Source organism: Micromonospora sp. HM5-17 (assembly GCF_003762835.1).
GTDB lineage: Bacteria > Actinomycetota > Actinomycetes > Mycobacteriales > Micromonosporaceae > Plantactinospora.
On sequence record NZ_RJWA01000007.1, the window covers coordinates 255,923 to 280,468 of the forward strand.

Annotated in this window: 9 protein-coding genes; 2 read left to right on the forward strand and 7 right to left on the reverse strand. The window is 71.3% G+C overall.

Going from position 1 to position 24,546, the window contains the following annotated elements; genetic code table 11:
• Window positions 1-169 precede the first annotated feature (169 nt).
• The 7 genes from EF879_RS20785 to EF879_RS20815 all read right to left on the reverse strand — a co-directional run bounded on the left by EF879_RS20785 (window position 170) and on the right by EF879_RS20815 (window position 15,162).
• Window positions 170-754: a hypothetical protein gene (locus tag EF879_RS20785; RefSeq protein WP_148086496.1), complete on the reverse strand. Its 585-nt coding sequence runs from the start codon at window positions 752-754 to the stop codon at window positions 170-172.
• The gene (locus tag EF879_RS20790) at window positions 751-7,032 is read right to left on the reverse strand and encodes an RHS repeat-associated core domain-containing protein (protein ID WP_123561124.1); all 6,282 of its coding nucleotides are present in this window, start codon (window positions 7,030-7,032) and stop codon (window positions 751-753) included. The genes EF879_RS20785 and EF879_RS20790 overlap by 4 nt, the downstream gene beginning before the upstream one ends.
• 267 nt (window positions 7,033-7,299) lie before the next feature.
• Window positions 7,300-8,442, reverse strand: a complete 1,143-nt coding sequence (locus EF879_RS20795; RefSeq protein ID WP_123561125.1) for a hypothetical protein — start codon at window positions 8,440-8,442, stop codon at window positions 7,300-7,302.
• An 89-nt stretch (window positions 8,443-8,531) separates the two neighbouring features.
• Window positions 8,532-10,622 (reverse strand): right-handed parallel beta-helix repeat-containing protein, encoded by a 2,091-nt coding sequence (locus EF879_RS20800; protein WP_148086497.1) that lies wholly within the window; start codon window positions 10,620-10,622, stop codon window positions 8,532-8,534.
• Window positions 10,623-11,255: 633 nt separating this feature from the next.
• Entirely contained in the window at window positions 11,256-12,908 is a 1,653-nt protein-coding gene (locus EF879_RS28285) for a cellulose binding domain-containing protein (protein WP_233604631.1), read from the reverse strand.
• Window positions 12,909-13,203: 295 nt separating this feature from the next.
• Window positions 13,204-13,917, reverse strand: a complete 714-nt coding sequence (locus EF879_RS20810) for a hypothetical protein (protein WP_123561129.1) — start codon at window positions 13,915-13,917, stop codon at window positions 13,204-13,206.
• A 108-nt stretch (window positions 13,918-14,025) separates the two neighbouring features.
• Entirely contained in the window at window positions 14,026-15,162 is a 1,137-nt protein-coding gene (locus EF879_RS20815; protein WP_123561131.1) for a hypothetical protein, read from the reverse strand.
• Between the two features lie 363 nt (window positions 15,163-15,525).
• On the opposite strand from EF879_RS20815, the gene EF879_RS20820 reads away from it, so the two are divergent.
• On the forward strand, window positions 15,526-18,111 hold the full coding sequence (locus EF879_RS20820; protein ID WP_233604632.1) for a S8 family peptidase: 2,586 nt from the start codon (window positions 15,526-15,528) through the stop codon (window positions 18,109-18,111).
• Between the two features lie 163 nt (window positions 18,112-18,274).
• Window positions 18,275-24,508, forward strand: coding sequence for an RHS repeat-associated core domain-containing protein (locus EF879_RS20825; RefSeq protein WP_148086498.1), 6,234 nt, complete (start codon window positions 18,275-18,277; stop codon window positions 24,506-24,508).
• The last annotated feature ends 38 nt before the right edge of the window (window positions 24,509-24,546 follow it).

Sequence of the window (24,546 nt, forward strand, 5' to 3'; positions counted from 1 at the left end):
GCGCCGACACGGGGGAGCAACGGAATCGGGCCGGGAACCGTCAGGTTCCCGGCCCGATGGCGCGTCCCGGGCCGGCGTGCCCTCTCCACCTCGCCGGGTGCCGACCCTCCCCGTGCGGCCCGCACGGTCGGACGCGTCGCGTGAGCGCCGCCCGGTTCCGGGCGACAGGTCAGTCGGCCGGCGGGCAGGCGCCCTGCCGCTCCAGCGCCTCCTGGAGCTGACGGGCCGACCGGGGACCCTGCACCGTGTCGAAGGTCAGCTCCGCCAGCGGCGTACCGGCCGGATACCGAGGCAGGTCGGCCGGTCGCTCCCGCGCCTCGCCGGGGCTCCAGCCGCGCGCGGTGTCCGCGTGCACCGACAGCCGGCGCGGGAAGTCGGCCGGTGCCGGCCGGGTCACCGTCTGGAACTGGCTGTCGTCGCCGAGGACGAACAACCCCTGCCGGACGGCGTCGGTGGTCGGCCCCTCGGCCTCCCACAGCGGCACGAAGTCGCCGCCACGTTCCGGATCCGGCGCCGCGTAGACCCGCACGCCCCGCACCTCGTCACCCGGGCAGAGCGGCGTGTAGACCGCCGTCCGACCGTCGATCTCGACGTACCCGAACACGTCCTCGACCTGGCCGCCGCCGCAGTGCGCGGCCGTCTGGCTGAGGCAGCACAGCCACAGCAGGACGACGGCGGCCCGCCGCCGGCCGCGGCCCGGCACCGTCCGGCGACGGTGCCGGGTCCGCGGAATCCGGGTGTCCATCGTTATCACAGACAACTGTTGTAGTGCCCCTTCGCGAGGCCGGCCTCGTTCTCGTACCTGTTCCGGCACTCGTTGCCGCCGGTGCGCAGGGCCTCCAGCCCGTACATGATGGCGAAGGAGGCACCGTAGCGCCGCCACTGCCGGCGATGCACCTTCTCGTGCGCGATCAGGTCCCGGTCGACGTCCCCGTCCTTCGAACGGAACGTGTCGCCGTAGGTGGTGCCGCCGTTGCCGTACGGGACGATGCCGCCCCAGCAGACCCGCATGCCGTGCTGGGTGCTGCACTGGCCGCCGGTGAGCCGGGTGATCCAGTCCACCCCCTTACCCAGTGAGTAGGAGGTCACCCGGTTGATGATGAAGTTCAACGGCGAGCCGAACCGCGCCAGGAATCCGATTTCCTTCTGGGCGCCGATCAGTCGGCCATTCCAGATGGCGCTGAGCAGCAGACGTGCCGCGAGCCGGCTGGCCAGCTGCGACGTCCGGATGAACTGCTCGGCATCCCGCAGCAGCTTGTCGATCCTGTCGCCGAGTTTGCGCAGGTTCGATGTGTTCTTGCGGTCGGGATCCTTCACCCAGACCCGGATCAGCCGGACCGTCTTGACGATCTCTTTTTGCAGGACCTTGATGTACCGGACGATGATCTTCGTGACGTAGAAGAAGACCGGCGCGAACATCGGCATGAGGATCCCGAGCGCGGTCAGGGTGAACACCAGCACCCACATGGTGACCAGCACCCGTACCATCCGGGTGACCTTCTTGATCACCGTCCGGTACACCGTCTTGTAGCTGACCACCCGCTTGGTGACGTACGCCCGGCCGTCAGGGTCGGTGAAGCTGACCGGGCTGTTGTTGGCGTACGCGTAGCCGTGCAGGTGCTGCGGGTCGTCGTAGCTGATCTCCGGGTCCACCGAGATGAACCGTCCGGTCGTCGGGTCGTACTCCCGGGCGCCGAGGTGGGTCAGGCCGGTGGAGGGGTCGTTGATGCCGCCGACGAAGCCCCGGTCGCCGGCGAGGGCGGGATCGCCCGGTCCCCGGGTGCCGCCGTACGGATCCCGGCGCTGCCGCGTGACGCTCTGGGTCGACTCGTCGACCGCCAGCTCCGCCGTGCCGTGGTGGTCCGAGACCAGCCAGGTGACCTTGCCGGTCTGGCCGTTGCGCATCGCCACCACACGGTCGTCGTGGGTGTAGTAGCGCAGGCCGGTGACCCTGCCCGAGGTGTCGAGCTTGAGCTGGGTCTCCCCGAGGTAGAGCGTGGTGCCCGTCGGGTCACGGCGGATCAGCCGGTCACCCGCCGCGTCGTAGACGTACGAGGTGACCCGGCCGTTCTCGGTCACCTTCGCCAGCCGACCCTCCGCGTCCCACTCCAGGGTCTGCTCGACCCCGGCGCGGACCCGGCGGGTCAGGTTACCGGCGTCGTCGTAGTCGTACTCGTCGACCCGGGTGCCGTCGGGGGTGGCGGTGGTCACCGAGAGCAGCGCGTGCGGCTGGGCCTGACCGGCCGGGTTGTAGGCGTAGGTGCTCGTCGTCCGGGACCCGTCCGCGGAGGTCCGGGTCTCGGAAAGCCGGTTGCCCAGCTTGTCGAAGGTCCACGAGTGCCAGTACGGGGCCGGACCGCCCAGCCCGGCGGCCGTGGGCGCCGCCGCGCAGTCCCCGGAGGCCGGCGTCCACGCCTCGACGAGCCGGCGCAGGTAGTCGTGCCGGAAGCACTGGGTGTCCGCGGCGATCCCGGTCGCCGGGTCCGGGGTGTCGCTGATCCGGGTCACGTTCCCGCCCGGGTCGTAGGAGTACGCCACGCTGGAGATGAGCTGCGGGCCGGTCTCCCGCCGGGTCTCCGCGAGCGAGAGCCGGCGCGTGCCGGCCTCGTACCGGAACGAGCGGCGCACCGACTTGCCGCCTGCGGAGAGGGTGATCTCCTCCTCGTCCCCGTACGGCGAGTAGATGGTCTCGGTGACGTAGCTCGTCGCGCCGGAGAGGGTGGTCGGCATGCCGAGCGCGTTGTAGCCGTACCGCAGCGTCTCCGTCGGCAGCCCGCCACCGCCGGGCAGCGTGGCCGTCTCGACCGTGCCGTCCGGGCGGTAGCTGGTGCGGAACGTGTAGGTGCCGGCGAGCGCACCCTCCCGCTCCGGGATGGTGACGGTCCGGGAGGTGACCCGGTTGCCCGCGTCGTACCCGGTGATCGCCGTGGTGTACGCGGCACCGTCGACGTACCGCGTCGCGGTGGCCTGGAGACCGGGGACGGGGGTGCCGTCGACCAGCACGTCGTAGGTCCACTCGGCGAGCTTCGGTCCGGTCGCCGATCCCTGCCGCAGCGCCGTCTTCCGGCCGAGCATGTCGTACTCGTACCAGAGCGTCACACCGCGGGCGTCGGTCTCGCTGACGAGGTCGTTGCGGTCGTTGTAGGTGTACGTCGTGACACCCTGGTCCGGGTCCTCGACGCGGATCTTGCGCCCCCGCGCGTCGTAGTGGAACCGCCAGACGTTGCCGGCGGCGTCGGTGACCGTCTCCGGCTGGCCGTGCCGGTTGTAGGTGTACCGCGTGGCGTCGTACTCGCCGCTGGTGGTGCTGCCCTTGTACTGGCGCAGTTCCACGAGCCGGCCCTCGACGTCCAGGATCCGGGTCGTCGGGGTCTGCCCGGCCGGCGGCGTGGTGTGCTGCCGGTCGACCTCGTGGACGTGGCTGGTCCGCCACTTCTCCACCCCGTAGACCAGGAAGATCTCCGCGGTGGGACGGTCGGCGCCGTCGAAGACGGTCAGGGTCTGGGCGGGGAGCAGCGCATGGTCCGGAACGAACAGGGTGTCACCCGGCGGGGCGTCGTTGTAGTAGGGCCCGCTCTCCCGCACCTTCAGACCCCGGGAGTCGTACTCGATGTCGGTGATGATCCGGCCGCCGCTCGGCGAGGGCGCCTGGGTCTGACGCAGCCGCATCTTCCCGTCCAGGAGCTGGTACTCCGTACGGTAGGAGCCGTCGGACTCCAGCGTGCGGACGGTCACCACGTTCGGCCCGTCGTTGCGGGTCTGGTACTCGTACGTGGCGTTGGGCGAATCCTTGCCCGGGGTCCGGCCCGGCAGCCAGGTCCGGACGACCCGGCCGAGCGGGTCGTACTCGGCCACGCTGCGCGCGCCGTTCGGCGCGGTGACCGAGAGCTCGCTGCCCCAGGCCGGCTCCAGTTCCGTCGTGGTGGTCTGGTTGAGGTGGTTGGTCGAGGTGACCCGGGTGGTGGGGCCGGTGGCCGGGCTGTAGGAGATCGTCTCCCGCGCGCCGAGCGCGTCGATCCGCTCGGTGAGTCGCCCGTGCGCGTCGTACCGGGCCCGCAGCGTGGTCAGGTAGGTCGGGGCGCCGTTGGACCAGCCGGAGAACTCCTCCCGCCGGGTGAGGATGCCCCGTTCCGGCGGGGCGCCGAGGGTGTCGTTGCCGTCGTAGTAGAACCGCTCGTCCGAGATGATGTCCTTCTCCGAGGTCGGTTCGCGGTCGCAGTCGCCCACCACCGTGCGCTTCTGGGCGACCACCTCCATGAGCCACGCCGTCGTGTTCCGCGCGTAGGTGTAGTGGGTGCAGCTGTCGTCGGACGGGTCGGCCAGGTCGCCCAGGTGCAGCTGCGTCAGCAGGGTGCCGTCGTCGTCGTACTCGTGTTCGGTCGCGGTCTCCCGCCACCGGCCGCCGCTCGTCTCGCCCTGCACCAGCCGCTTCTGCTGCACGTTGTGCGCCGTGGTGGTGCCCCACGGCCGGACCCGGGTGGCGGTCGCCTCGGACATCCACGGGTCGGTGATGGACCGGGACAGGATAGTGCCGCCGTCGGCGGTGTAGGTGATCTGCTCACGGAGCATGCCCGCGTACGGGTTGCTGTCCGGCCACGGCGTCTCGTTCGAGTCGACGACGTCGACCCGCTTGAAGACGCCCTCCTTGGCGGTCTTGTCGCCGTCCATGCCCCGGAAGTAGACCAGCTCGGTCAGCGACCGGACCTGGCCCGCCGCCCCCTTGCGGATGCGGACCCGCTCGTAGCCCCGCCACTGGCTCCACGTCTTGCGGCTCTCCGGGACCAGCCCGTCCTCCTCGTCGTGCCGCCAGGCCGGCTTGCCCACGTACTCGACCTCGGAGACCTCCTGGGCAAAGCCGTTGGTCCGATCGCTCTCCACGACCTTGGTGACCACGTACTTGTTGAACCAGTCGGTCCGCTCGCTCAACCCCTCCGGCGTCCACCGCACGGGATGGCAGAGCTTGTCGTTGGTGTCCGGCGCCGGCAGGTTGGACTGGTAGGAGCACTCCGGCTCCGAGTAGGTGACCGTGATCTCGTTGCCGCTCTCGGAACGGATCGTCTCCACCCGCCACCAGTTCATCGGCGGGATGAAGTCGTTGCCGTCCACCCGGTTGTTCAGCGGCTTGCCTTCGAATTCCACGTCGGGCAGGTCCTGCCTGCCGTTCACCAGACCGCTGTGCCGGATCGCATCCAGGAAGAGCCGCGGCTTCGTCCCGTCCCGCGGGTCCGGGAAGGTGTGGACGAACTCCCAGGAGTCCACGTCGCGCGGCCCGTTGCCGCCCCAGACCTGGGTGGTGACCTTCTTCAGACGCTTCTGCGTCCAGAACGTGGGGGTGAACTTGTTGTTGCAGTTGGTGGTGCTGGTGCACTCCTGGTCCCAGGGCACGTCCGGCCAGTTGGCCGGCGCCGACCGGGTGCAGGTGGTGTTCGGGATGCAGCGGTCGACGGCCTCGAAATTCACCCGGCCGACCCACGGCGAGGTGGAGCCGCCGTCGGTGCGCTGGCCGTACTCGATGTGGTCCAGGTAGCCGCCGCGGACGTAGGTGGAGACCTTGCTCGCGGTCAGGTTCCGGGCGTAGCGGTTCGTCTCCTGCTGGTAGTAGAAGCTGGCGGTGTTGCCGTGCGGGTCGACGACGTAGTCCAGGTTCCACCGCCACGCCTGCTGGCAGTGCGACGCGTCGAACGACGACGCGTGGCACGGCTCGCCGGCGTGGTTACCGAAGACCGGCACCGTCCACGTGGACAGGGTCTGGGCGTTCGGGTTGATGGGGAGCTTGTTACGGCCGAAGTGGTACTGCACGCCGTCCCGGGTGGTGACCACCCAGTACTCGCCGTCGTTGTCGCCGTTGTCGAGGCTGGGGTCCGTACGGCGCTCGATTCTTGACCCGTCGTCGTTGCGCAGGTGCCAGCGCCCCGTCTCGCTGTTGTACAGCAGCTCGCCGCCGCGGCCGTTCAGGACCAGGGTGACGTTGTCGGTGCCCCAGCAGAGGTCGCCGGTCTTCCTGGTGTTGTTGGCGCCGTTCTTCATGTCCAACGAGCAGGGCACGTACCGGCGCTCGATGTACCCACCCGGAGTGAACTCGAACCCCTCGCCGACCCAGGAGGGCTGGTTGTTGGTCCCGCTGGTACGGCCGTCCACGCTTCCGGAGGAGTAGACCAGCTTCAGCTCCGGCGTCGGCCCGCCCAGCGACGGCGGCACCGACATCGGGTACTGCCAGGTGAAGTCGCCGGACGAGCCGCCGATCTGCCAGGTCGCCGACGGGGAGAGCGGGCTCTGCCCGAAGTCGCCGGCGGTGCCGGCGGCGGCCGCCATGACCGCGATCAGCCCGGACTCCGTCCCACCGACCGGCACGTCGCCGTGCAGCCGACCGGAGCCGTTGTTGTGGGTGGCCACCGGCGTACCCTGGCACTCTGGCGCGGCCGGGGTCTGTGTGGCGCACTCTGGCAGCCGTACCAGCCGCAGCCGGGTCGCCCAGTCGCCGCCGAACGCGTCCCGGAAGCCCGAGTAGTCCACCTCCAGCGAGATCCGACCCGATCCGGACCGCCCGTCGGCGCGGCGAAGCCGGAGCAGCAGCCCGTCATCCTTCCGGCCGAACAGCTCCACCTCGACCCGGTCTGGCGGGTCCGCCTCGGCCGTCGCAGCCGCCCCGGGGGTTCCGGCCGGCGCCGCCGGGTCGCCGTCCGTCGTGGCGGGCCCGAGGTAGATCGGCAGCGAGCCGGCCTGTTCCCGGGTGGTGGCCGCGCCGGTACCATCCCGTGCCCCGGCCGAGGCCGCCGTGGTCAGGTCGACGACGGCCCGGCCCGGCGCCGGCCAGGACACCGTCGGGGCCGATCGGACGGCCCACTCCTCGGCCGGGTCCGGGGGCGCCGGGCGGGTTTCGGCGTTCCGGCCCGGCACCGATTTCTCCGGCGGAGCCGAGGTATTCCAGGCGAAGGCGGTCGCTGCCGCCGCCGGTACGCCACCGAGCAGGGTGGCGACCAACGACGCTCCGGTGACCAGCGCCACCGGGCCGGCGAGGCGGGAACGCCGCATCCGGAACCGTGACCGAGTATTCATGGCGTGCCACTCCCGGGGTTCGACGGCTGGACCGGACCGACCGGCGCGGATCGGGGGTCACACCGTCGAGGGGCGGGACTCCGGCCCCACCCGGGAGGTCCGGCACAGGAGGTACGGACGCGTGAGATCGCGGACGCGAACGGCTGCCAGTGTGGCGAGTGGCCCGCACATTTTCCGTACACGCGTCGCCGTCGTTCCGGGCCCCGCCACCGGGCCCGGAACGACGGTACACCGCCGGAAGCGTCAGCTGTTGTAGCCGGTCCGCAGCCGTTGGTCGCCCTCGGGGATCGCGCACGGCGCCCCGCCCGCGTTGGTGAGCCCCTCCGGGCTGAGCGACCAGGTTGGCAGCTTGCCGGTGTTGGCGTAGTTGCTGCCGAGGGTGTTGCTGAAGAACCGGTTGTGGTACGAGGCGCACTGCCGGTCCATGTTGTTGGCCACCGCGCAGGCCCGGTCGCAGAACTCACCCCGGTAGTGGGAGTTCCGGCCGGTCCGGTTGAACCGGTTCTCCTCGACCTTGTTGTGGTTGCTCATGTTCCGGATCTTGACCGGGTCGCCGCTGATGTAGCTGAACGCGTTGCCGACCACGTCGTTCGAGGAGCTGTAGTGCGTGATGTAGACACCGTGGATCTTGCCGCCGTACGGGCTGGCGTTCTCCACGTTCACGAAGTGGTTCTTCGCGATCCGGTTGTGCGACGAGTTGGTCAGGACGATCGCTCCGTAGCCGTACGAGCTGCCCCCCGTCCACTTGTTGCCCAGGTACCTGAACACGAGCCCGACCATGGTGTTGCCGTTCAGCCCGGCGCTGCCGGCCACCCGTAGCGGCGGGTTGTAGCGCTCGTCGCTGACGTCGCGCTCCGAGTCCCCGTAGATCGAGATGCCGCCGGCCGAGTAGTACTCGAGTTGCAGGTAGTAGAAGCGCAGTCCGGAGGTGCCTCCGCCGTAGAGCGGGTCCGCCGGGTCCCGGGGTAGCCGGGGCTGGAGCCAGTAGCCCGGCGGGTAGCTGCCGTCGGCGTTACGTCGGTTTCGGAAGATGGGCCGGCCCGCGATGCCGTCGACCCCCTCGCCGTACTCGTAGTCGATCGGCAGGAACGTGATGGTGTGCCCGGGAACGTAGAACCGCCAGTCGTGCATCGGCGGCGCCTGGTACGTCCCCTGCCTGATCCGGACCTCCACGTCCACCGTGGGCCGGGCCGCGACCAGCACCTGCTGAACCCGGACCAGGGTGGCCACCGGTCGGTCCGGGCTCAGCCCGTCGTTGGCGTCGGAACCGTTCGCCGCCATGTACACGGTGAACACGTCGGCGGCCGCCGCCGGCACCGCCGGCAGGACCGCGGCGAGACAGCCGGCCAGGGCGGTCGCGGCGAGCGCGCGAAGTCTGGTTCTCATGTCGCTCCTTGTCGGTGAGGGCGGGCGGTGTCCCGCCCGCCCTCACGTTCGTCAGCCGCCGCCGGCCGCGGTGGACCGGTCGGTCGCGGTCAGCCGTTCAGCGTGCAGTCGTCGACGAGCAACGTGGGCCCGCCCGGGGTGAGGTTGTGCGAGAACACGCTGAGCGGCAGGAGGTTGTCGCTGGTGGTGGCGGTGTGGGTCAGGGTGACCTGGTACCAGGTGTTCGGGTCGGCGAGCGTCACCCCCGCCGACTCGGTCGGACCGGTGACCGCCTGCCAGTTCGGGGTGTACTCCTGGACCCGGATCCGGGCGGTGATCCGGCTGGCCGACCGGACCCAGCACGACGCCGTGTACGTCCGGCCGGCGACGGTCCGGAGTTGGGGGCTCGGGCTGGTCGCGCCCGCGGTCACCGGGGGAGTCCCGGTGGTGGCGATCTGGAGCGCCTGGGCGCCGGTCCGCGCCGTGCTGACCGGGGTGAGCACGGTGGCCGGGCCGAACGTGCCCCAGACCGGCGGGTTGGCCTCGAACCCGGGGTCGGTCAGGTGGTTCGTCGGCGGCGTGCTGGTGACCGTCCCGAACGGGATGCCGGTGGCGGAGGCGAAGGCCGCGATGGTGGTGTAGCGGGTGCAGGTGCTCGACGGGCACCAGTGGATCGTCTGGTTACCCGAGACGGAGTTGTCCGTCGCCCGTCCGATCATCTGGGCGGCGTTGACCTGCGCCGTACGGTTCGTCTCGAGCAGCAGCGTCGTCTTCGACGTACCGGCGATGGTGTTCGCGGTGATCACCGTGTCGGTGGTGTCCCAGGTGAGCCCGAGGCCCGCCGAGTACGAGTCGCTGGACGGCGACCGCGGGTCGTCGTAGACGCCGAGCTGGATGGCGTTGCCGGAGAAGCGGTTGTTGGTGATCGTCACGTGGTCGGAGCCGGAGACCTTGATGCCCCGCTCGTTGCCCTCGATCCGGTTGTCGGAGATCGTGGCCCGGGACGAGACCTCCCAGTAGATGCCGTTGGGGGCGTTGTTGACGACCGTGTTGCCGGTGATCACCCCGTCGGTGCAGCCCAGGTCGCACCAGTACCCGGTGCCCTTGTTGTCGGCGAACACGTTGTTCCGCACGGTTGGGTTGGCGGTGTGCGCCATCTTCAGCCCGGCGATCGTGCAGACCGATCCGCAGGTCTTGGTGTCGAACCCGGCCGTGTTGTTGCGGCTGAACGTGTTCCCCTCGACCACGACGTTGTGCGCCCGGTTGAAGTTGGCTCCCGCGCCGCCGTTGTCGACCACCTGGTTGCCGATGACCTTGACTCCGGTGTTGAAGACCCCGAGCGACCGGCCGGCGCTGCGGGTGAAGACGTTGTTCTCGATCACCGAGTCCGGCGCGTTCACGATCAGCACCGCGAGCTGGTCCTCGTTCCAGTGCGGCGCGTACTCGGTGAAGGTGAGACCGCGGATGACACTGCCGGCGGCGCTGGGGTTGAGCAGCATGGCGCGCCACCGGGACGACGCCTCGATCACCGCGCCCGAGGGGTTGTCACCCACGTACAGCGCCTTGGTGGTCTCGTCGACGTAGAACTTGCCCGGTCCCAGCTCCTCCGGCCGGCCCACCTGCTCCAGCGGCGTGCCGTTGCGGAACACCTGGTCGGGCCGGCCGGCCAGCGGAGCATCCGGGTCGATGGCGTCCTCGTGGTAGCAGGTCTGGCAGAGCGGCGAGGTCCAGGACGTCGCCCGCCAGTAGTTGCCGTCGCGGGTCCAGGCCGTGATCACGTCCGAGCCCTTGAGCTGCACGTTCTCGTTCGGGTACGGCTGCACGGTGATCCGCTTGTTGACGCCGCCCAGCCCTTCCCGGTAGACGCCGCCGCGCATGACGATCGTCCCGCCGGCCGGCACCTTCCCGATCGCGGCGGCCAAGGTCCGCAGCGGTTGGGCCTCGGTGCCGGGCGCACTGTCGCTACCGCTCGGCGACACGAACACCGCATCGGACGGAATCGGGTACGCCGTCGCCCGGGGAGACGGCGTATCGGCGGCTGAATCGGCCGCCGCGACCGAGTTGACCGCGGCCTGGTCCGGGCCGGTGCCGGCGGACGCCGTCGTCGCGACGGCGACCGGGGCCAACACGGTCAGGCCGGCGGCGATCACGACGGCGGCCCGGCCACGCCGGCCCGCCCGGGGTATGACCGTTCGGGTCATGGTCGGCACTCCTCGCATCCTTTACTGATCGGACTGTTCTGCCGCCATCCGCCCGACGGCCCAGACCCGGCCTGGTCCCGCGGCGCCGGGCGGTTCGTGGCCCGTTCCACGGTGGACCACGATCCGGCCCCGGGCGGTCCGAACCGGCGCTCGGGCGTCTCCGTCCCATTTCCCGGCGTCGGGGGTTCGGATCCCGGGCCGGCGCCGGCCTTCCCGCCCGCGACCGCGGGCCACGAATCGTCGTCGTCCGACGGTCGGCGGCGCGGTGATACTAGCGAGGAAATTTATTCTCCGTCCATTCCGGATAACAAAAAATTGGTCTGTGCAGAATGTGTGCGCGCGAATGGAAAAATGGAACTTTTGCCTTCTCCCTGCGGTTCGGGGACCGCGGGGTCGGATACGTCGCGTGAGCGCCGCGCCGTTCGGGGCACAAATGGTTCGGTGCGCGCGGTCAGGGCGTTTAGAAGATTAACTGCCGGTAGCCACTTCCCGCCTGACCGTTTTCCGCCACGGTGCGACCGGTCTCGCCGTCGACACCGCGGCCGGGAACAAGCGCCGCGGTCGCAAACGCGCCGGGCCCGGTGCGGGCGACCACTCCGCACCGGGCCCGGGAGAACAACCGGGCGCGGGACGCTAGCTGGCGGTGCAGGTCGGCGTCATACCCGTGCCGGAGCCACTGCCCTGGAAGCCGAACTCGGTGGACTGGCCAGGGGCGATGGACCCGTTGTAGCTGACGTTGCTGAACTGCACGGTGCCGGTGTTTCCGCTACGGTTCGCGTTCCAGGCGTTCACCACGCTGGCACCGGCCGGCAGCGTCAGCGAGACCGTCCAGCCGTTGATGGGTGACGAGCCGGCGGTGACCCGCACCGTGGCGACGAACCCACCGGTCCACGACTGCACCGAGATCGAGGCCGAGCAACCGGCACCGGTCGGCGGGGTGGTGGGCGGCGTCGTCGGGTTGGTGGTGGGCGGGGTGGTGGGCGGCGTCGTCGGCGGGGTGGTCGGCGGCGTCGTCGGTCCGTCGGAGAGGGTCGGGGTCGTCCAGTCCCGCCACTGGGCCAGGTTGCCCGGCTTGCGGCTGGAGATTCGGAAGGTGCCCGTCGCGTTGCCCGTCTTCAGCAGGAACTTCTGGATGTACTGCTGCATCGGGGTCCGCCATTCGGATCGGGCCGCGCAGTGGGTGCCGTCCTGGACGTCGGACCAGTAGGTGATGTTGTCGCCCGCGCCGAGCGCCTTGTAGACCTCCGCGCCGGCCAGCGCCGCCACGCTCCCGGACTGGGCGGCCAGCCAGTCGATGTGGGGGTTCTCCATGATGAACAGCCCGCGCGGGGCGACCATCGCCACCATCTGGTGCGTGTCGACCGGCAGCGCGCTCGGGTTGCCGGTGTAGGAGCCGAAAGCGTCACCCAGCCACGGCTGCTCCGAGTACGCGCTGCTCAGCCCCTGGGCGCCACCCTCCTGGGCGACGGAGCGGAACGCGGGAACCCCGCCGGTGCCCGACTCGACCGGCATGGTCAGCGCGACGCGCTGGTCCAGCACGCCGACCGCGAAGGCGCCCTTGCCGTATCGCGAACACCCGGTGACACCGATGTCCGGCCGCAGGATGGTGCCGCCCGACTGCTCGATGACGTCGATGATGCGGCTCGCGCCCCAGGCCCAGGCGGCGAGCAGCCCGGTGCTGCTCGAGGCGCCGTAGATGGTGTAGAAGGCGCCCTGCTTGTTGTTCCGTGGCGTGCCCTCGCGCCCCACGGCGAGGGGGTCGTAGTTGATCACTGCGGCGCCGGACGACCGGATGGTGGCGGTGTCCGCGCCGAACCCACCCACGACGATGACGGCCGGGAAGGGGCCGGAACCGCTCGGCAGCTGCACGCTCGCCGAGAAGCTGGCGCTCCGGCCGTTGTGCGACACGTTGACGGTGATGCTGCTGCTCGTGACCGTGCCGGTCACGCTCGCCGGCTTCGCGGGCTTGTCGCCGTAGACGTACCGTTCCACCAGTTCCCTGGTCTCGGCGCGGCGGCAACGCCAGTCTGCCTTGGAGGTGATGCGGGTGCCGTCAAACCGTCGGAAGGGGTCGGGCAGCCTGGAGGTGGCGGGAAACGAGCCGGGGACGGTCACCGGGCAGTCGGCGCCGTCGTCCTCGACGCCGGCGACGAGCACGGTATCGGCGGCCGCCTCGGCGACCGCGGTTCTCGTGATGACCGTGACCGCTCCGGCGGCCGCGAGCGCCGCTACCGCCAGGACGACGAACGTCGAGCGGAGCGCGAAGCGGCCCGAGCTGATGTTCACTGGGCTCTCCTTCCGGATGGTGGCGGGAGCGACAGAAGCAATCGATGATCGCAGATGTCGACATGTTCAGTTTCGAATAAGAGGACGAAACATGTCAATGTCGCTCCCTCTGTCGCCGGCCCTCCGTGCCTGGTCGCGAGCGGGGACCGCCCGATGGGGCATGGCACACCGAGACCCATGCGCGGGGCGCCGACCGATGCGCGGGGCGTTCCCGACCGGCTCCCGGCTGCGGGCGTGCGCGTGCGACCCTCGCCCCGTCGACCACCACCGGCGGCCGGCGGGGCGCGGAAGCCGATCAACTGAGCAGAGCCGGTCTCAGCTCCGCGCCGAGGTTGATGCCGCTGACCACCCGGTCGGCGGCCGGGTCGTAGACGTCGATCGTGTTGTTGCGCCGCATCAGCTCCCGGACCGGCGGCGGCAGCCGGGGCGGATCGTCCATCGCCGCGCGAAGCTGCCGGGCCGTCGAGATAAGCCGGTTCGCCAGGGACGCGCCGTCGACGTCGACGCGGACCCGGCCGTACTCCCAGCCGGCGGCGGTGAGGTCGAGGACCTCGAACACGTGGGCCAGCAGCGGCATCGGGTCGACCACCCGTACCACCCGGGGCGCCCGGGCACCGACGACCGTGACCGCCGCGGCCACCTGCGCGTACGGGTGGAAGCCACACGGCAACGTGAAGAGCGGCCACCGCAGCTCCGCTCCGGCCTCCCGCCACAGCGGCCGATAGTTGCGGCGGTTGACGATGAACCGTCGGCCGGTACGTCGGAACAGCTCCGCCACCTGGGCGTGGAGTGCGGCGTGGGCCTCGTCGGCGACCTCGCGCAGGATCCCGGCCGCCACCACCAGGCCGTCGTCACCGTCCAGCACCCGGGTCACCGCCTCGGCCTGCTCGGCGAACGGGACCCGCAGGTGCGCGCCGAAACGGTGCCGGACGTCCTGGAGCAGCGCCTGCTGCCGGGCCGGATCGGGCTGGACCTGCCTTCTCCCCAGCAGTTGCCGGAACCACCGCATGTCGCCCTCGTTTCAGCCGCCACCGCGGAACGCGGCCATGCTACAAGACCGTGGCCGGCGCCCCGGGGGCGTCCGGCCCGGGCCGTCGCGACGGCGGCCGGGGCGCCGTCAGGTCGGCGCCGGGCCCTGGCCGATCGTGGCGCGGAGCTGGGTGCACGCCTGCTCCGCGACGCCGTCGAGCCGCTCGGTGGCGTCGCCCGGCAGCCCGCGTTCCACCGCGGTCCACCGGACCCAGGCCCGGGCGACGTCCGGCAGGACCCGCCCGACGCTCGGATCGGTGGCGGCGCCGGACGCCAGGGTCGACAGAGAGAGAACGGCCATGACCCGGCGCGGGCCGAGCCGGAGGGGATGACAGGCCGCCTGGTCGACGAACTGCGCGACGAGCAGGTCGAGCGCCCGGCGTGTCGCGTCGTCCCCGGGCAGGGCCGCCGCGGCGGCGGAGCCGAGGAAGGTCCGCTTCAGAAGTTCGATCTCGACACTGGTGGGGAACGGCTCCGGTCGGGCGGACACGTCGCTCAGCGCGCGGGCGCGGGCCAGGGTCAGCGCCCGCATCTTCCGGTACGTCGCCGGCAACGGCCTGAGCGTGTACTCCGGGTTCTCGGACAGCTCGTCCGAGGTGGCCACCGCGTCCTCGAGCAGCCGCCGGGCGACCGCGGGGTCGAGAGGCGCGCTCACCAGGCCGTCACCGCCCTCGTCGGCGTGTTGGAGCAGGTCCAGCCACGGCTCCACCCGGGTGCCGAGCGTGAGTTCCCGGACCAGGCCGCCGCCGATCGTACGGTCGATCATGGCCAGGATGGCGTGCTCGTCGGCTCCGTCGTAGGAGAACGCGCAGAGCACGATCGCCGTCTCGTCGAACGGGTCGTGCGCCCACCAGCAGCCGTCCATCCGCACCCGGCCGATCGTGGGTGCCCAGGGCGGCTCCGGCAGTCCCTGCTCGACGAGCCGGTCGGCGTTCAGCCGGGCGAGGTCACGCTGGGTGTCGACCGTGCTCATCGCCTGGAAGGCACGCAGCGCGGCGACCGCCGTCGGCGTCCGCCGCTGGCCCAACTCGTGGATGACCCTGGCGTCGTGTCGTGCCGCGTCGGCCAGCGACGGCCCGAAGCCCTCCGCGTTCTGGTGGGCGAGCAACTGGGTCATTCCCTGCTCGATCGACCATGCGGAGCTTCCCGCCATGATCGTGAAGTTCCACTCCAGAAAGTCCGCACTCGCGGCGGTACGACTGGCGCCGTGATCGCTGCCATCCATGCCGTGATTGTCGCAGGCGCTCCGTGACCGCGCGACTACGGTTCCGCGTCGGCGTGCCGGCCCGTGACCACCTTCCGGTTGGGGCCGATTCACCGCTTCCGGGCGATCGGGCGGGGGAGTGGCGGGATGGGTCCGGATCTGCGGTGGGGTGGGCGTACACCGAACCGCACACGGCGCGCACACCACCGGTTTCCGGCCGGCTACCTGCCGTCAGTGCGCCGTCACGTCACCTAGCATCGCCGTTAGTCGATCTCGGGTCCCGTGCCGCCGGCGTTCATCGGCACGGACCCGTCTCGGCGCGAGGGGAGGAGACAGGCAGTGAGACATCCTTTCGGCCCGACGGGCCGGCGGGGGAGGCTCGGGATGCTGGTCGGGGCGGCCAGCGTGCTGGCGGTCGCGGCGGCGATGGCGCCTCCGGCATCCGCCGCACCCGGCGGGACGGGCGTTATCCGCAACACCGGTGGGGCGACCGCGGTCGCGGACAGCTACATCGTCGTCTTCAAGGACGCCACGGTCGCGGCGAGCACCGTGGCCGACCGGGCCGGCGCGATGGCGGGTCGGGTCGGCGGGACGGTCGCCCGCACCTACCGGCACGCCCTGCGCGGGTTCGAGTTCACCGGCACGGCCGAGATGGCCCGGCAACTCGCGGCCGACCCGTCCGTGGCGTACGTGGAACAGAACCACCGGGTACGCGCCACCGACACCCAGTCGCCGACGCCGTCCTGGGGGCTGGACCGGATCGACCAGCGGCCGTTGGCGCTGGACGACAGCTACACCTATCCGACCACGGCCGCCGGGGTCCGGGTGTACGTCGTGGACACCGGCATCCGCTTCTCCCACAACACCTTCGGCGGGCGGGCGGTCTCCGGATACGACGCCATCGACGGCGGGACGGCCGACGACTGCGACGGCCACGGCACGCACGTCGCGGGCACCGCCGGCGGCCGCGAGTACGGGGTGGCCAAGGGCGTCACCCTGGTGGCGGTACGGGTGCTGAACTGCGCGGGCGAAGGCACGTACGGGCAGGTCATCGCCGGCATCGACTGGGTCACCGGCGACCACGACGCCGGAGAACTCGCGGTGGCGAACATGAGCCTCGGCGGGCCGGCGGCGGACTCCGTCAACACCGCGGTGGAGAACGCGATCGCCGACGGGGTGACCTTCGTCGTGGCGGCCGGCAACGAGACCACCGACGCGTGCGACAGCTCGCCGGCCAGCGCGCCGAACGCGATCACCGTGGCGGCGACCGGGGGCTTCGAGGGCGGTCCCGGGCGCAGCGACGCCCGGGCCTCGTTCTCCAACTACGGCAGTTGCGTGGACATCTTCGCCCCGGGGGTGAACATCACCTCGTCGACGGCGGACAGCAACACCTCCAGCGACGCGTGGGACGGCACCTCGATGGCGTCGCCGCACGTGGCGGGCGCGGCCGCGCTGGTGCTCGCCCAGAACCCGACGTTCACCCCGCGGCAGGTGCGCGACCACCTGGTCGGCAACGGCACCACGGGGGTGGTGACCAATCCGGGACCGGGATCGCCGAACGTCCTGCTGTACGTCGAGAACGCCGCGCCGCCGGAGCACGACTTCAGCCTGTCGGTCTCGCCGACCGCCGGGGCGACGCCGCCGGGCGGTTCGGTGACGGCGACGGTGAAGACGGCGGTCACCGCCGGCGACGCCCAGTCGGTGGCGCTGACCGCGAGCGGGCTGCCGGCCGGGGCGACGGCGTCGTTCACGCCGGCCTCGGTGACCGCGGGCGGGTCGTCGACGCTGACGGTCAGCGTCGGGGCGTCGACGCGCCCGGGCAACTATCCGGTGACGATCACCGGCACCGGCACGTACGCCACCCGTACGGCGACGTACACGCTGACCGTGGAGGGGCTGCCGGGCTGCGCCGGGTCGAACGACACCGATGCGGAGATCCCGGACGGGTCGTCGGTGGAGAGCACGATTGTGATCTCCGGGTGTTCGGTGGCGCCGTCGGCGGCCAGCACGGTTGAGGTGCACATCGTGCACACCTGGATTGGTGATCTGGTGGTGAGCCTGGTGGCGCCGGACGGTACGTCGTACGTGTTGCACAACCGCTCCGGTGGCGACGCGGACAACATCGACCGGGTCTACCAGGTGGACCTCTCCGGTGAGTCGGCGAACGGTACGTGGCGGCTGCGGGTGCAGGACACCGCCCTCGCCGACGTCGGTTATCTCAACTCCTGGTCCCTGGACCTGTCCGGTGGCGGTGGCGGTCCCGGGAACTGCGCGGGCAGCAACGGCACCGGCGTGGCGATCCCGGACGGGTCGTCGGTGGAGAGCACGATTGTGATCTCCGGGTGTTCGGTGGCGCCGTCGGCAACCAGCGAGGTCGAGGTGCACATCGTGCACACCTGGATTGGTGATCTGGTGGTGAGCCTGGTGGCGCCGGACGGTACGTCGTACGTGTTGCACAACCGCTCCGGTGGCGGCACGGACAACATCGACCGGGTCTACCAGGTGGACCTCTCCGGTGAGTCGGCGAACGGTACGTGGCGGCTGCGGGTGCAGGACACCGCCCTCGCCGACGTCGGTTATCTCAACTCCTGGTCCCTGGACCTGTCCGGTGGCGGTGGCGGACCGACCGTCTGCACCGGCAGCAACGACACCAACCGGAGCATCACCGACCTGTCCACCGTGGAGAGCGCGATCGACCTGTCGCACTGCTCCGGCACCGCCTCGGCAACCAGCGAGGTCGAGGTGCACATCGTGCACACCTGGATCGGCGACCTGGTGGTGAGCCTGGTGGCGCCGGACGGTACGTCGTACGTGTTGCACAACCGCTCCGGCAGCGGCACGGACAACATCGACCGGGTCTACCAGGTGAACCTCTCCGGGGAGGCCCGCAGCGGCACCTGGCGACTGCGGGTGCAGGACGCCGAGTACGGGGACACCGGCTACCTCGACAGGTGGTCGCTGACCCTCTGACCCGACCGTTCCCCCGTGACCCCGGCGCACTCCGGCGCGCCGGGGTCACACCCGTGTGGGGGACCCAACCCCGCCGACCCGTGTGCGCGGCGGTGTGCGCTTCCCTGAACGGCTGCTTCCTACCGTTACTTATGTCGATGTCTGTCCAGCCGTGGAGGACGGGATGGCACGTACCCGGGTGATGGTCGCGGCCCTGGCGGCGACCGTGGCAGCCCCTCTCGTCGTACCCGCCGGAACCGCCGGCGCGGCGCCCCGGCCTCGGGCCGAGGCCCGTCCCGCCGTCGAGCGGATGGGATCGGTGCCGGTCGAGGCGGTGCCGGCCCGCTCCAGCCCGCCCGACCCCGCGACCCTGGCCGACTCCCGGGATACGGTGCAGGTCCGCTGGCCGGCACCCGGCGTCGCCGAGGTACGCCTGCCGACCGCGCCGTCCGACCGGTCCGCCGACCGGGAACCGCACCGGGCCCCCGCCGGCGACCTGCCCGTCCGGGTGGGCGCCCCGGCCCGCGGCGCGGGTCCGGAACGAGTACGGGTGGAGGTGCTGGACCGGTCGGCGGCCCGCGCGGTGGGCCTCACCGGGGTGCTGCTGAAGCTGCGCCGCGCCGACGGGGTGGCGGCGGCGGGGCGGGCAACGGTGGAGATCGACTACTCGGGCTTCGCCGCGGCGGCCGGGGGCAGTTTCGGCAGCCGGCTGCGGCTGCTCCGGCTGCCGTCCTGCGCCGACCCGGCCGCCCGCCCGGCGCCCGGCAGTTCCTCGGCGGCCGGCGACGCGGCTGGCGCGGCCCGGTGCCGCGGCCCCGCCGAACCCGTGCCGGGCCGGAACCTGGTCACGGCCCGGCGGCTCGTCGCGGAGCTGGAGTTGCCCGGCACCGCGGACGCGGTCTACGCGGTGGCCGCGGCCCCGGAGGGCAGCACCGGCTCGTTCGCCGCGACCAAGCTGGCCCCGTCGGCGACCTGGCAGGTCGGTCTCCAGTCCGGCGACTTCACCTGGAACTACCCACTCCAGACGCCGCGGGTGCCGGGACCGGTGCCGGAGCTCGCGATCACCTACTCGGCCGCCAGCGTCGACGGCCGGGCCGGATCCTCGAACAACCAGCCGTCCTGGGTCGGTGAGGGCTTCGACCTCTCCACCGGCTACATCGAGCGCGCCTACCGGACGTGCCGGGACGACACCGGCGGCTCGGTCGACGCGAGCGACCTGTGTTGGGTCTCCGACAACGCGATCGTCTCCCTCCCGGGGATCGGCGGCGCCCTGGTCCGGGACGACGACACCGGAACCTGGCGCGCGCAGAACGACAGCGGCTGGAAGGTCGAGAAGCTGACCGGGGCGAGCAACGGCGACAACGACGGTGAACACTGGCGGCTGACCTCGCCGGACGGCACCCAGTACTACTTCGGGCTTAACCGGCTGACCGGCTGGACGTCGGGGCGGCCGGAGACGAACTCGACGCAGACCGTGCCGGTCTTCGGCAACCACGCGGGCGAACCATGCCGGACGTCGACCGCGGCCACCTCGTGGTGCCAGCAGGCCTACCGGTGGAACCTCGACTACGTCGTGGACCGCAACGGCGACGCGATGTCGTACTGGTACCAGCGGGAGACCAACAACTACGGGCGCTACGACGGCATGCCCTACTTCGGGGAGACCACCGCCTACGTCCGCAACGCCTACCTGACCCGGATCGACTACGGGCAGCGCGACGGCGAGGTCTACTCCACCACGCCGGGTGCCCGGGTGATCTTCACGGTGGCCGACCGGTGTCGCAAGGCCGGGTCGACCTGCACGTCCGCCTCCGCGAACTGGTCCAACTGGCCGGACGTGCCGTGGGACCAGCACTGCCAGAGCTCCTGCACCTACTACTGGACGCCCACCTTCTGGACCAGCAAGCGGCTCAGCTCGGTCACCACCCAGGTCCAGGTCAACGGCGCGTTGCGCGACGTCGACTCGTGGACGCTGCGGCAGTCCTACCCCGACCCGTACCCGGCGGACGAGCCGTGGGGCGAGGAGAACGACGCCTCGCGGTCGCTCTGGCTGAACGGCATCACCCGTACCGGCCTCTTCGGCGGCACACTCACGTTGCCCGAGGTGACGTTCGGCGGCGTGTCGATGAAGAACCGGCACAACGGCAACCAGGAGTTCCCGTCGCTCTACAAGTGGCGGGTCAACCGGATCACCACCGAGACCGGCGGTCGGATCGATATCTCGTACTCGGCGGCGCAGTGCGGCGGTGAGCCGTACATCTTCCCGGACCAGAACGTGAGCCGCTGCTACCCGAACGGCCGCCTGCCGAGCCCGTACGGCGGCCCGGACGTCTTCTACAAGTACGTGGTCACCCAGGTCGCCGAGGCCGACCTGGTCGGCGGTGGCCCGACCCGGCTTACCCGGTACGAGTACGTCGGCGGTGCCGCCTGGCACTACGACGACTCGGAGGCGACCCCGACGACCAAGCGGGACTGGAACCAGTGGCGCGGCTACCAGACGGTGCGGGTCCGCACCGGCGACTCCTCGGCCGGCGTGCAGAGCCTCACCGAGTACCTATTCCTGCGCGGCATGGATGACGACCGGCTCGCCGGGGGCGGGCGACGCGACGTGTGGGTCACCGATTCCGCGGGTGGCCGCGTCGAGGACCACCCCCGGCTGAGCGGCTTCACCCGCGAGACGATCGTCTACAACGGCGACGGCGGGCCGATGGTGACCAGCACGATCAACGAACCCTACCTGACCCAGCCGCTGGCCACCCGGGTCCGCAGCGGCAACGACCCGCTGCACGCGCACCAGCTCGACATCGCGGTGATCCGCAAGCGGGCCGCGCTGGCCGACGGCGGGATCCGGGTCGCCGAGGAGCACCGCACGTTCGACGCGTACGGGCGGATCCGGCAGGTGAACGACCTCGGCGACGTGGCGGACAGCACCGACGACCGGTGCACCCAGACCACGTACGCGACCAGCCCGGACCGGCACCTGATAAACCTGCCGTCCCGGGTGTTGAAGCTGAGCCGCTCCTGCGACTCCGTGCCCCGGTACCCGGCCGACCTGATCTCGGACGAGCGGCTCTACTACGACGGTGCCGCGACCACCGGCACGATCCCCGGCGCCGGCCACGCGACCCGGCACGACAAGACCGCCTCCTGGGGCGCCACGGGGCAGGCGTTCGTCACCAACGTCCGGGCGACCTACGACAGCCACGGCCGGGTTATCGCGACCGTCGACTCGCTGGGGAACCGGTCGACCACCACCTACATCCCGGCCACCGGCGGGCCGGTGACCCAGATGATCCGGACCAACCCGCTCGGGCACACCGAGACCACCCTCCTCGACCCCGCCCGGGCCCAGCCGGTCGCGCAGGTCGACACGGCCGGTCGGCGCACCGACGCCAGCTACGACGCGCTGGGGCGGCTGACCTGCGTGTGGGAGCCGGGCCGGCCACGTACCTCCTGCGCCACCGCCACCCGGCGGTACAGCTACGAGGTCAACGCCAGCCGCCCGAGCGTGGTGGCCACCAGCACGCTGCGCGGCGACGGCGGCTACACCACCAGCTACCTGCTGCTGGACGGGCTGCTGCGGGAGCGGCAGACCCAGGAACCGTCGCCGTCCGGAGGCCGGATCATCACCGACATCGGCTACGACTCGCACGGCCGGGTGGCCCGGCGCACCGGCCCCTTCTACAACGCGTCCCCGCCGTCCGGCACCCTGGTCTCGGCCGCCGACGAGAGCCTGCCGGCGGTGACGACGTACAGCTACGACGGGGCGAACCGCCCGACGGTGGAGGCGCTGCGGTCGTTCGGCGTGGAGCAGTGGCGCACCACGACGACGTACGGCGGGGACCGGGTCTCGGTCGACCCACCGGAGGGGGAGACGGCGACCACCCGGATCCTCGACGTGGAGGGGCGGACGGTCGAGCTGCGCCAGTACGCCGGCGGGGCGCCGACCGGGCCCTACGACGCCACCCGCTACACCTACACCCGGGCCGGGCAGCTCGCCTCGGTGACCGACCCGGCCGGCAACGTCTGGCGCTACACCTACGACCTGCGCGGTCGGAAGGTCCGCACCGAGGACCCGGACGCCGGCACCATCACCTACACCTACGACGATGACGACCGGCTGATCTCCACCACCGACGGGCGCGGCCAGACCGTCGCGTACGCCTACGACGCGGCCGGCCGCAAGATCGGGGCGTACGCGGGCAGCCTCGACGGTCCCCAGCTGGCGGCGTGGACCTACGACACCGCCCCGGGCGGGGTGGGCCTGCCGGCGACCAGCACCCGGTACGTCGACGGCCACGCGTACACCACCGAGGTGCTCGGCTACGACCAGGCGGGCCGGCCGACCGGCACCGCCGTGACGATCCCGGAGGTGGAGACCGGGCTGGCCGGGCGCTACGAGAACCGCATCACCTACAACGACGCCGGCCAGGTCGCCACGGTGCGGATGCCGTTCATGGCGGGCCGGGACAGCCTCGGCGGCCTGCCCGACGAGACGCTGCACTACGGCTACACCCCGCTCGGGCTCGCCTCGACCCTGACCGGGTTGACCGACTACGTGACCGCCGCCCGGTACACGGAGTTGTCGGAGCCGCTGGAGCAGACGTTCGGCACCCCCGGGGCGCGGGTCTGGCAGACGTTCAGCTACGACCCCGCGACCCGCCGGGTGGTCCGGGCCCAGGTGAGCCGGGAGACGGCGAACCAGTCGTCGGTCGCCGACCGGCGCTACGACTACGACCCGGCCGGCAACCTGCGCTCGGTGAGCGACACCCCGGCGGGCGGGGCGGCGGACACCCAGTGCTTCCGCTACGACCACCTCCGCCGGCTGGTGGCCGCCTGGACACCGACGGGCGGGTGCACCGCCGCACCGAGCACGGCGACGCTCGGCGGCCCGGCGCCGTACTGGCACGAGTACACCTACGACGTGACCGGTAACCGGTTGTCGGAGGTGCGGCACGCCTCCGGCGGCGACACGGTCTCCACCTACACCTATCCGGCCCCCGGCACCGCGCAGCCGCACACCGTCCGCACGGTCAGCACGACCGGTCCGGGCGGCCCGACCACGGACTCCTACACGTACGACGCCGCCGGCAACACGATCGCCCGGCCCGGACAGGAGCTGACCTGGGACGCCGAGGGGCACCTGGCCACGGTGACGGCCGGCGGGGCGGTGACGAGCTTCGTCTACGACGCCGACGGCAACCGGCTGCTCCGGCGCGACCCCGGTGGCACCACGCTCTACCTGGACGGCATGGAGCTGCGCCGTGACGCGGCGACGGGGGAGGTCACCGGCACCCGGTCGTACCGGTTCGGCGGCGAGACGGTGGCCGTGCGTACCCCGGCCGGGTTGACCTGGGTGGCCACGGACCTGCACGGCACCGCGGACGTGGCGATCAACGCCGCGACGCTGGCCGTGACCGTCCGCCGGCACCTGCCGTTCGGGGCGCCGCGCGGGGCGACGCCGTCGTCCTGGCCGGACGAGCGGGGATTCGTCGGCGGGCCGCGCGACCCGTCGACCGGGCTGACCCACCTCGGAGCGCGCGAGTACGACCCGGCGCTCGGCCGGTTCCTCTCCGCCGACCCGGTCACCGACGTGGAGGATCCGCAGCAGCTCCAGGGTTACGCGTACGCCGAGAACAACCCGACCTCGTTCAGCGACCCGGATGGGCGGCGGACGAGCAAGCAGCAGCAGAAGCAGCTCCAGGCCGAGCTGAAGAAGCTGATGAAGCAGGCGTTCCGTGACCCGGACGGGTTTTACGACATCCTGATGAACCTGGTCAACCTCCTGAAGAAGGATCCGTACAGCAAGGAGGTCCGGAACGAGCTGAACAAGATCGCGTCGATCATCAACTCCGAGGTCGACGACATCTACAAGGAGCTGGGCGCGACGTCCCTGAGCAGCCAGGCCAAGAAGGCGCTGAAGGGGCGGATCCAGTCGCTGGCCAACTTCATCACCACGCTCGGCGAGTTGGTACGGACGGTGCTCGGCACGAAGTTCGACGACTGGCGGGCCCGGATGAACGCCGGGGTCAGCATCGCCGCCCGGGGCGAGGCGGCGGCGGCCGGCGCATCCTGCTCCCAGGCGGCCGGCGGGCTGTGGGTCTGCGGCGGGGCGAAGTGGACGTTCAAGGGGCGCGAGTACACCCACGGGAACGTCTTCCTGACCCGGAAACCGACCAAGGACGTGCTCAAGGACAAGCTGCTCCTGGCGCACGAGATCCGGCACGCCACCCAGTGGGCCCTGTTCGGCCCGATCTGGTTCCCGATCCTCTACACGAAGATGGACAACCTGTCGAAGCGGGCGTACCAGGTCTTCGGCCCGCGCAAGCACGGCAAGCAGCGGTGCACCGACCCCGGGGCCTGCTACAACCCCTTCGAGATAGAGGCGAATCTCTTCAACGGCGGCTACTTCAGGTGACGGCGATGGTGGTGCCAGTTGGCACCGTCGCGCGGCCG

Coding starts and splice junctions, on each gene's coding strand:
- EF879_RS20790 (WP_123561124.1), bottom strand. CDS start 7,032: ATGCGGCGTTCCCGCCTCGCCGGCCCGGTGGCGCTGGTCACCGGAGCG.
- EF879_RS20795 (WP_123561125.1), bottom strand. CDS start 8,442: ATGAGAACCAGACTTCGCGCGCTCGCCGCGACCGCCCTGGCCGGCTGT.
- EF879_RS20800 (WP_148086497.1), bottom strand. CDS start 10,622: ATGACCCGAACGGTCATACCCCGGGCGGGCCGGCGTGGCCGGGCCGCC.
- EF879_RS20810 (WP_123561129.1), bottom strand. CDS start 13,917: ATGCGGTGGTTCCGGCAACTGCTGGGGAGAAGGCAGGTCCAGCCCGAT.
- EF879_RS20815 (WP_123561131.1), bottom strand. CDS start 15,162: ATGGATGGCAGCGATCACGGCGCCAGTCGTACCGCCGCGAGTGCGGAC.
- EF879_RS20820 (WP_233604632.1), top strand. CDS start 15,526: ATGCTGGTCGGGGCGGCCAGCGTGCTGGCGGTCGCGGCGGCGATGGCG.
- EF879_RS20825 (WP_148086498.1), top strand. CDS start 18,275: ATGGCACGTACCCGGGTGATGGTCGCGGCCCTGGCGGCGACCGTGGCA.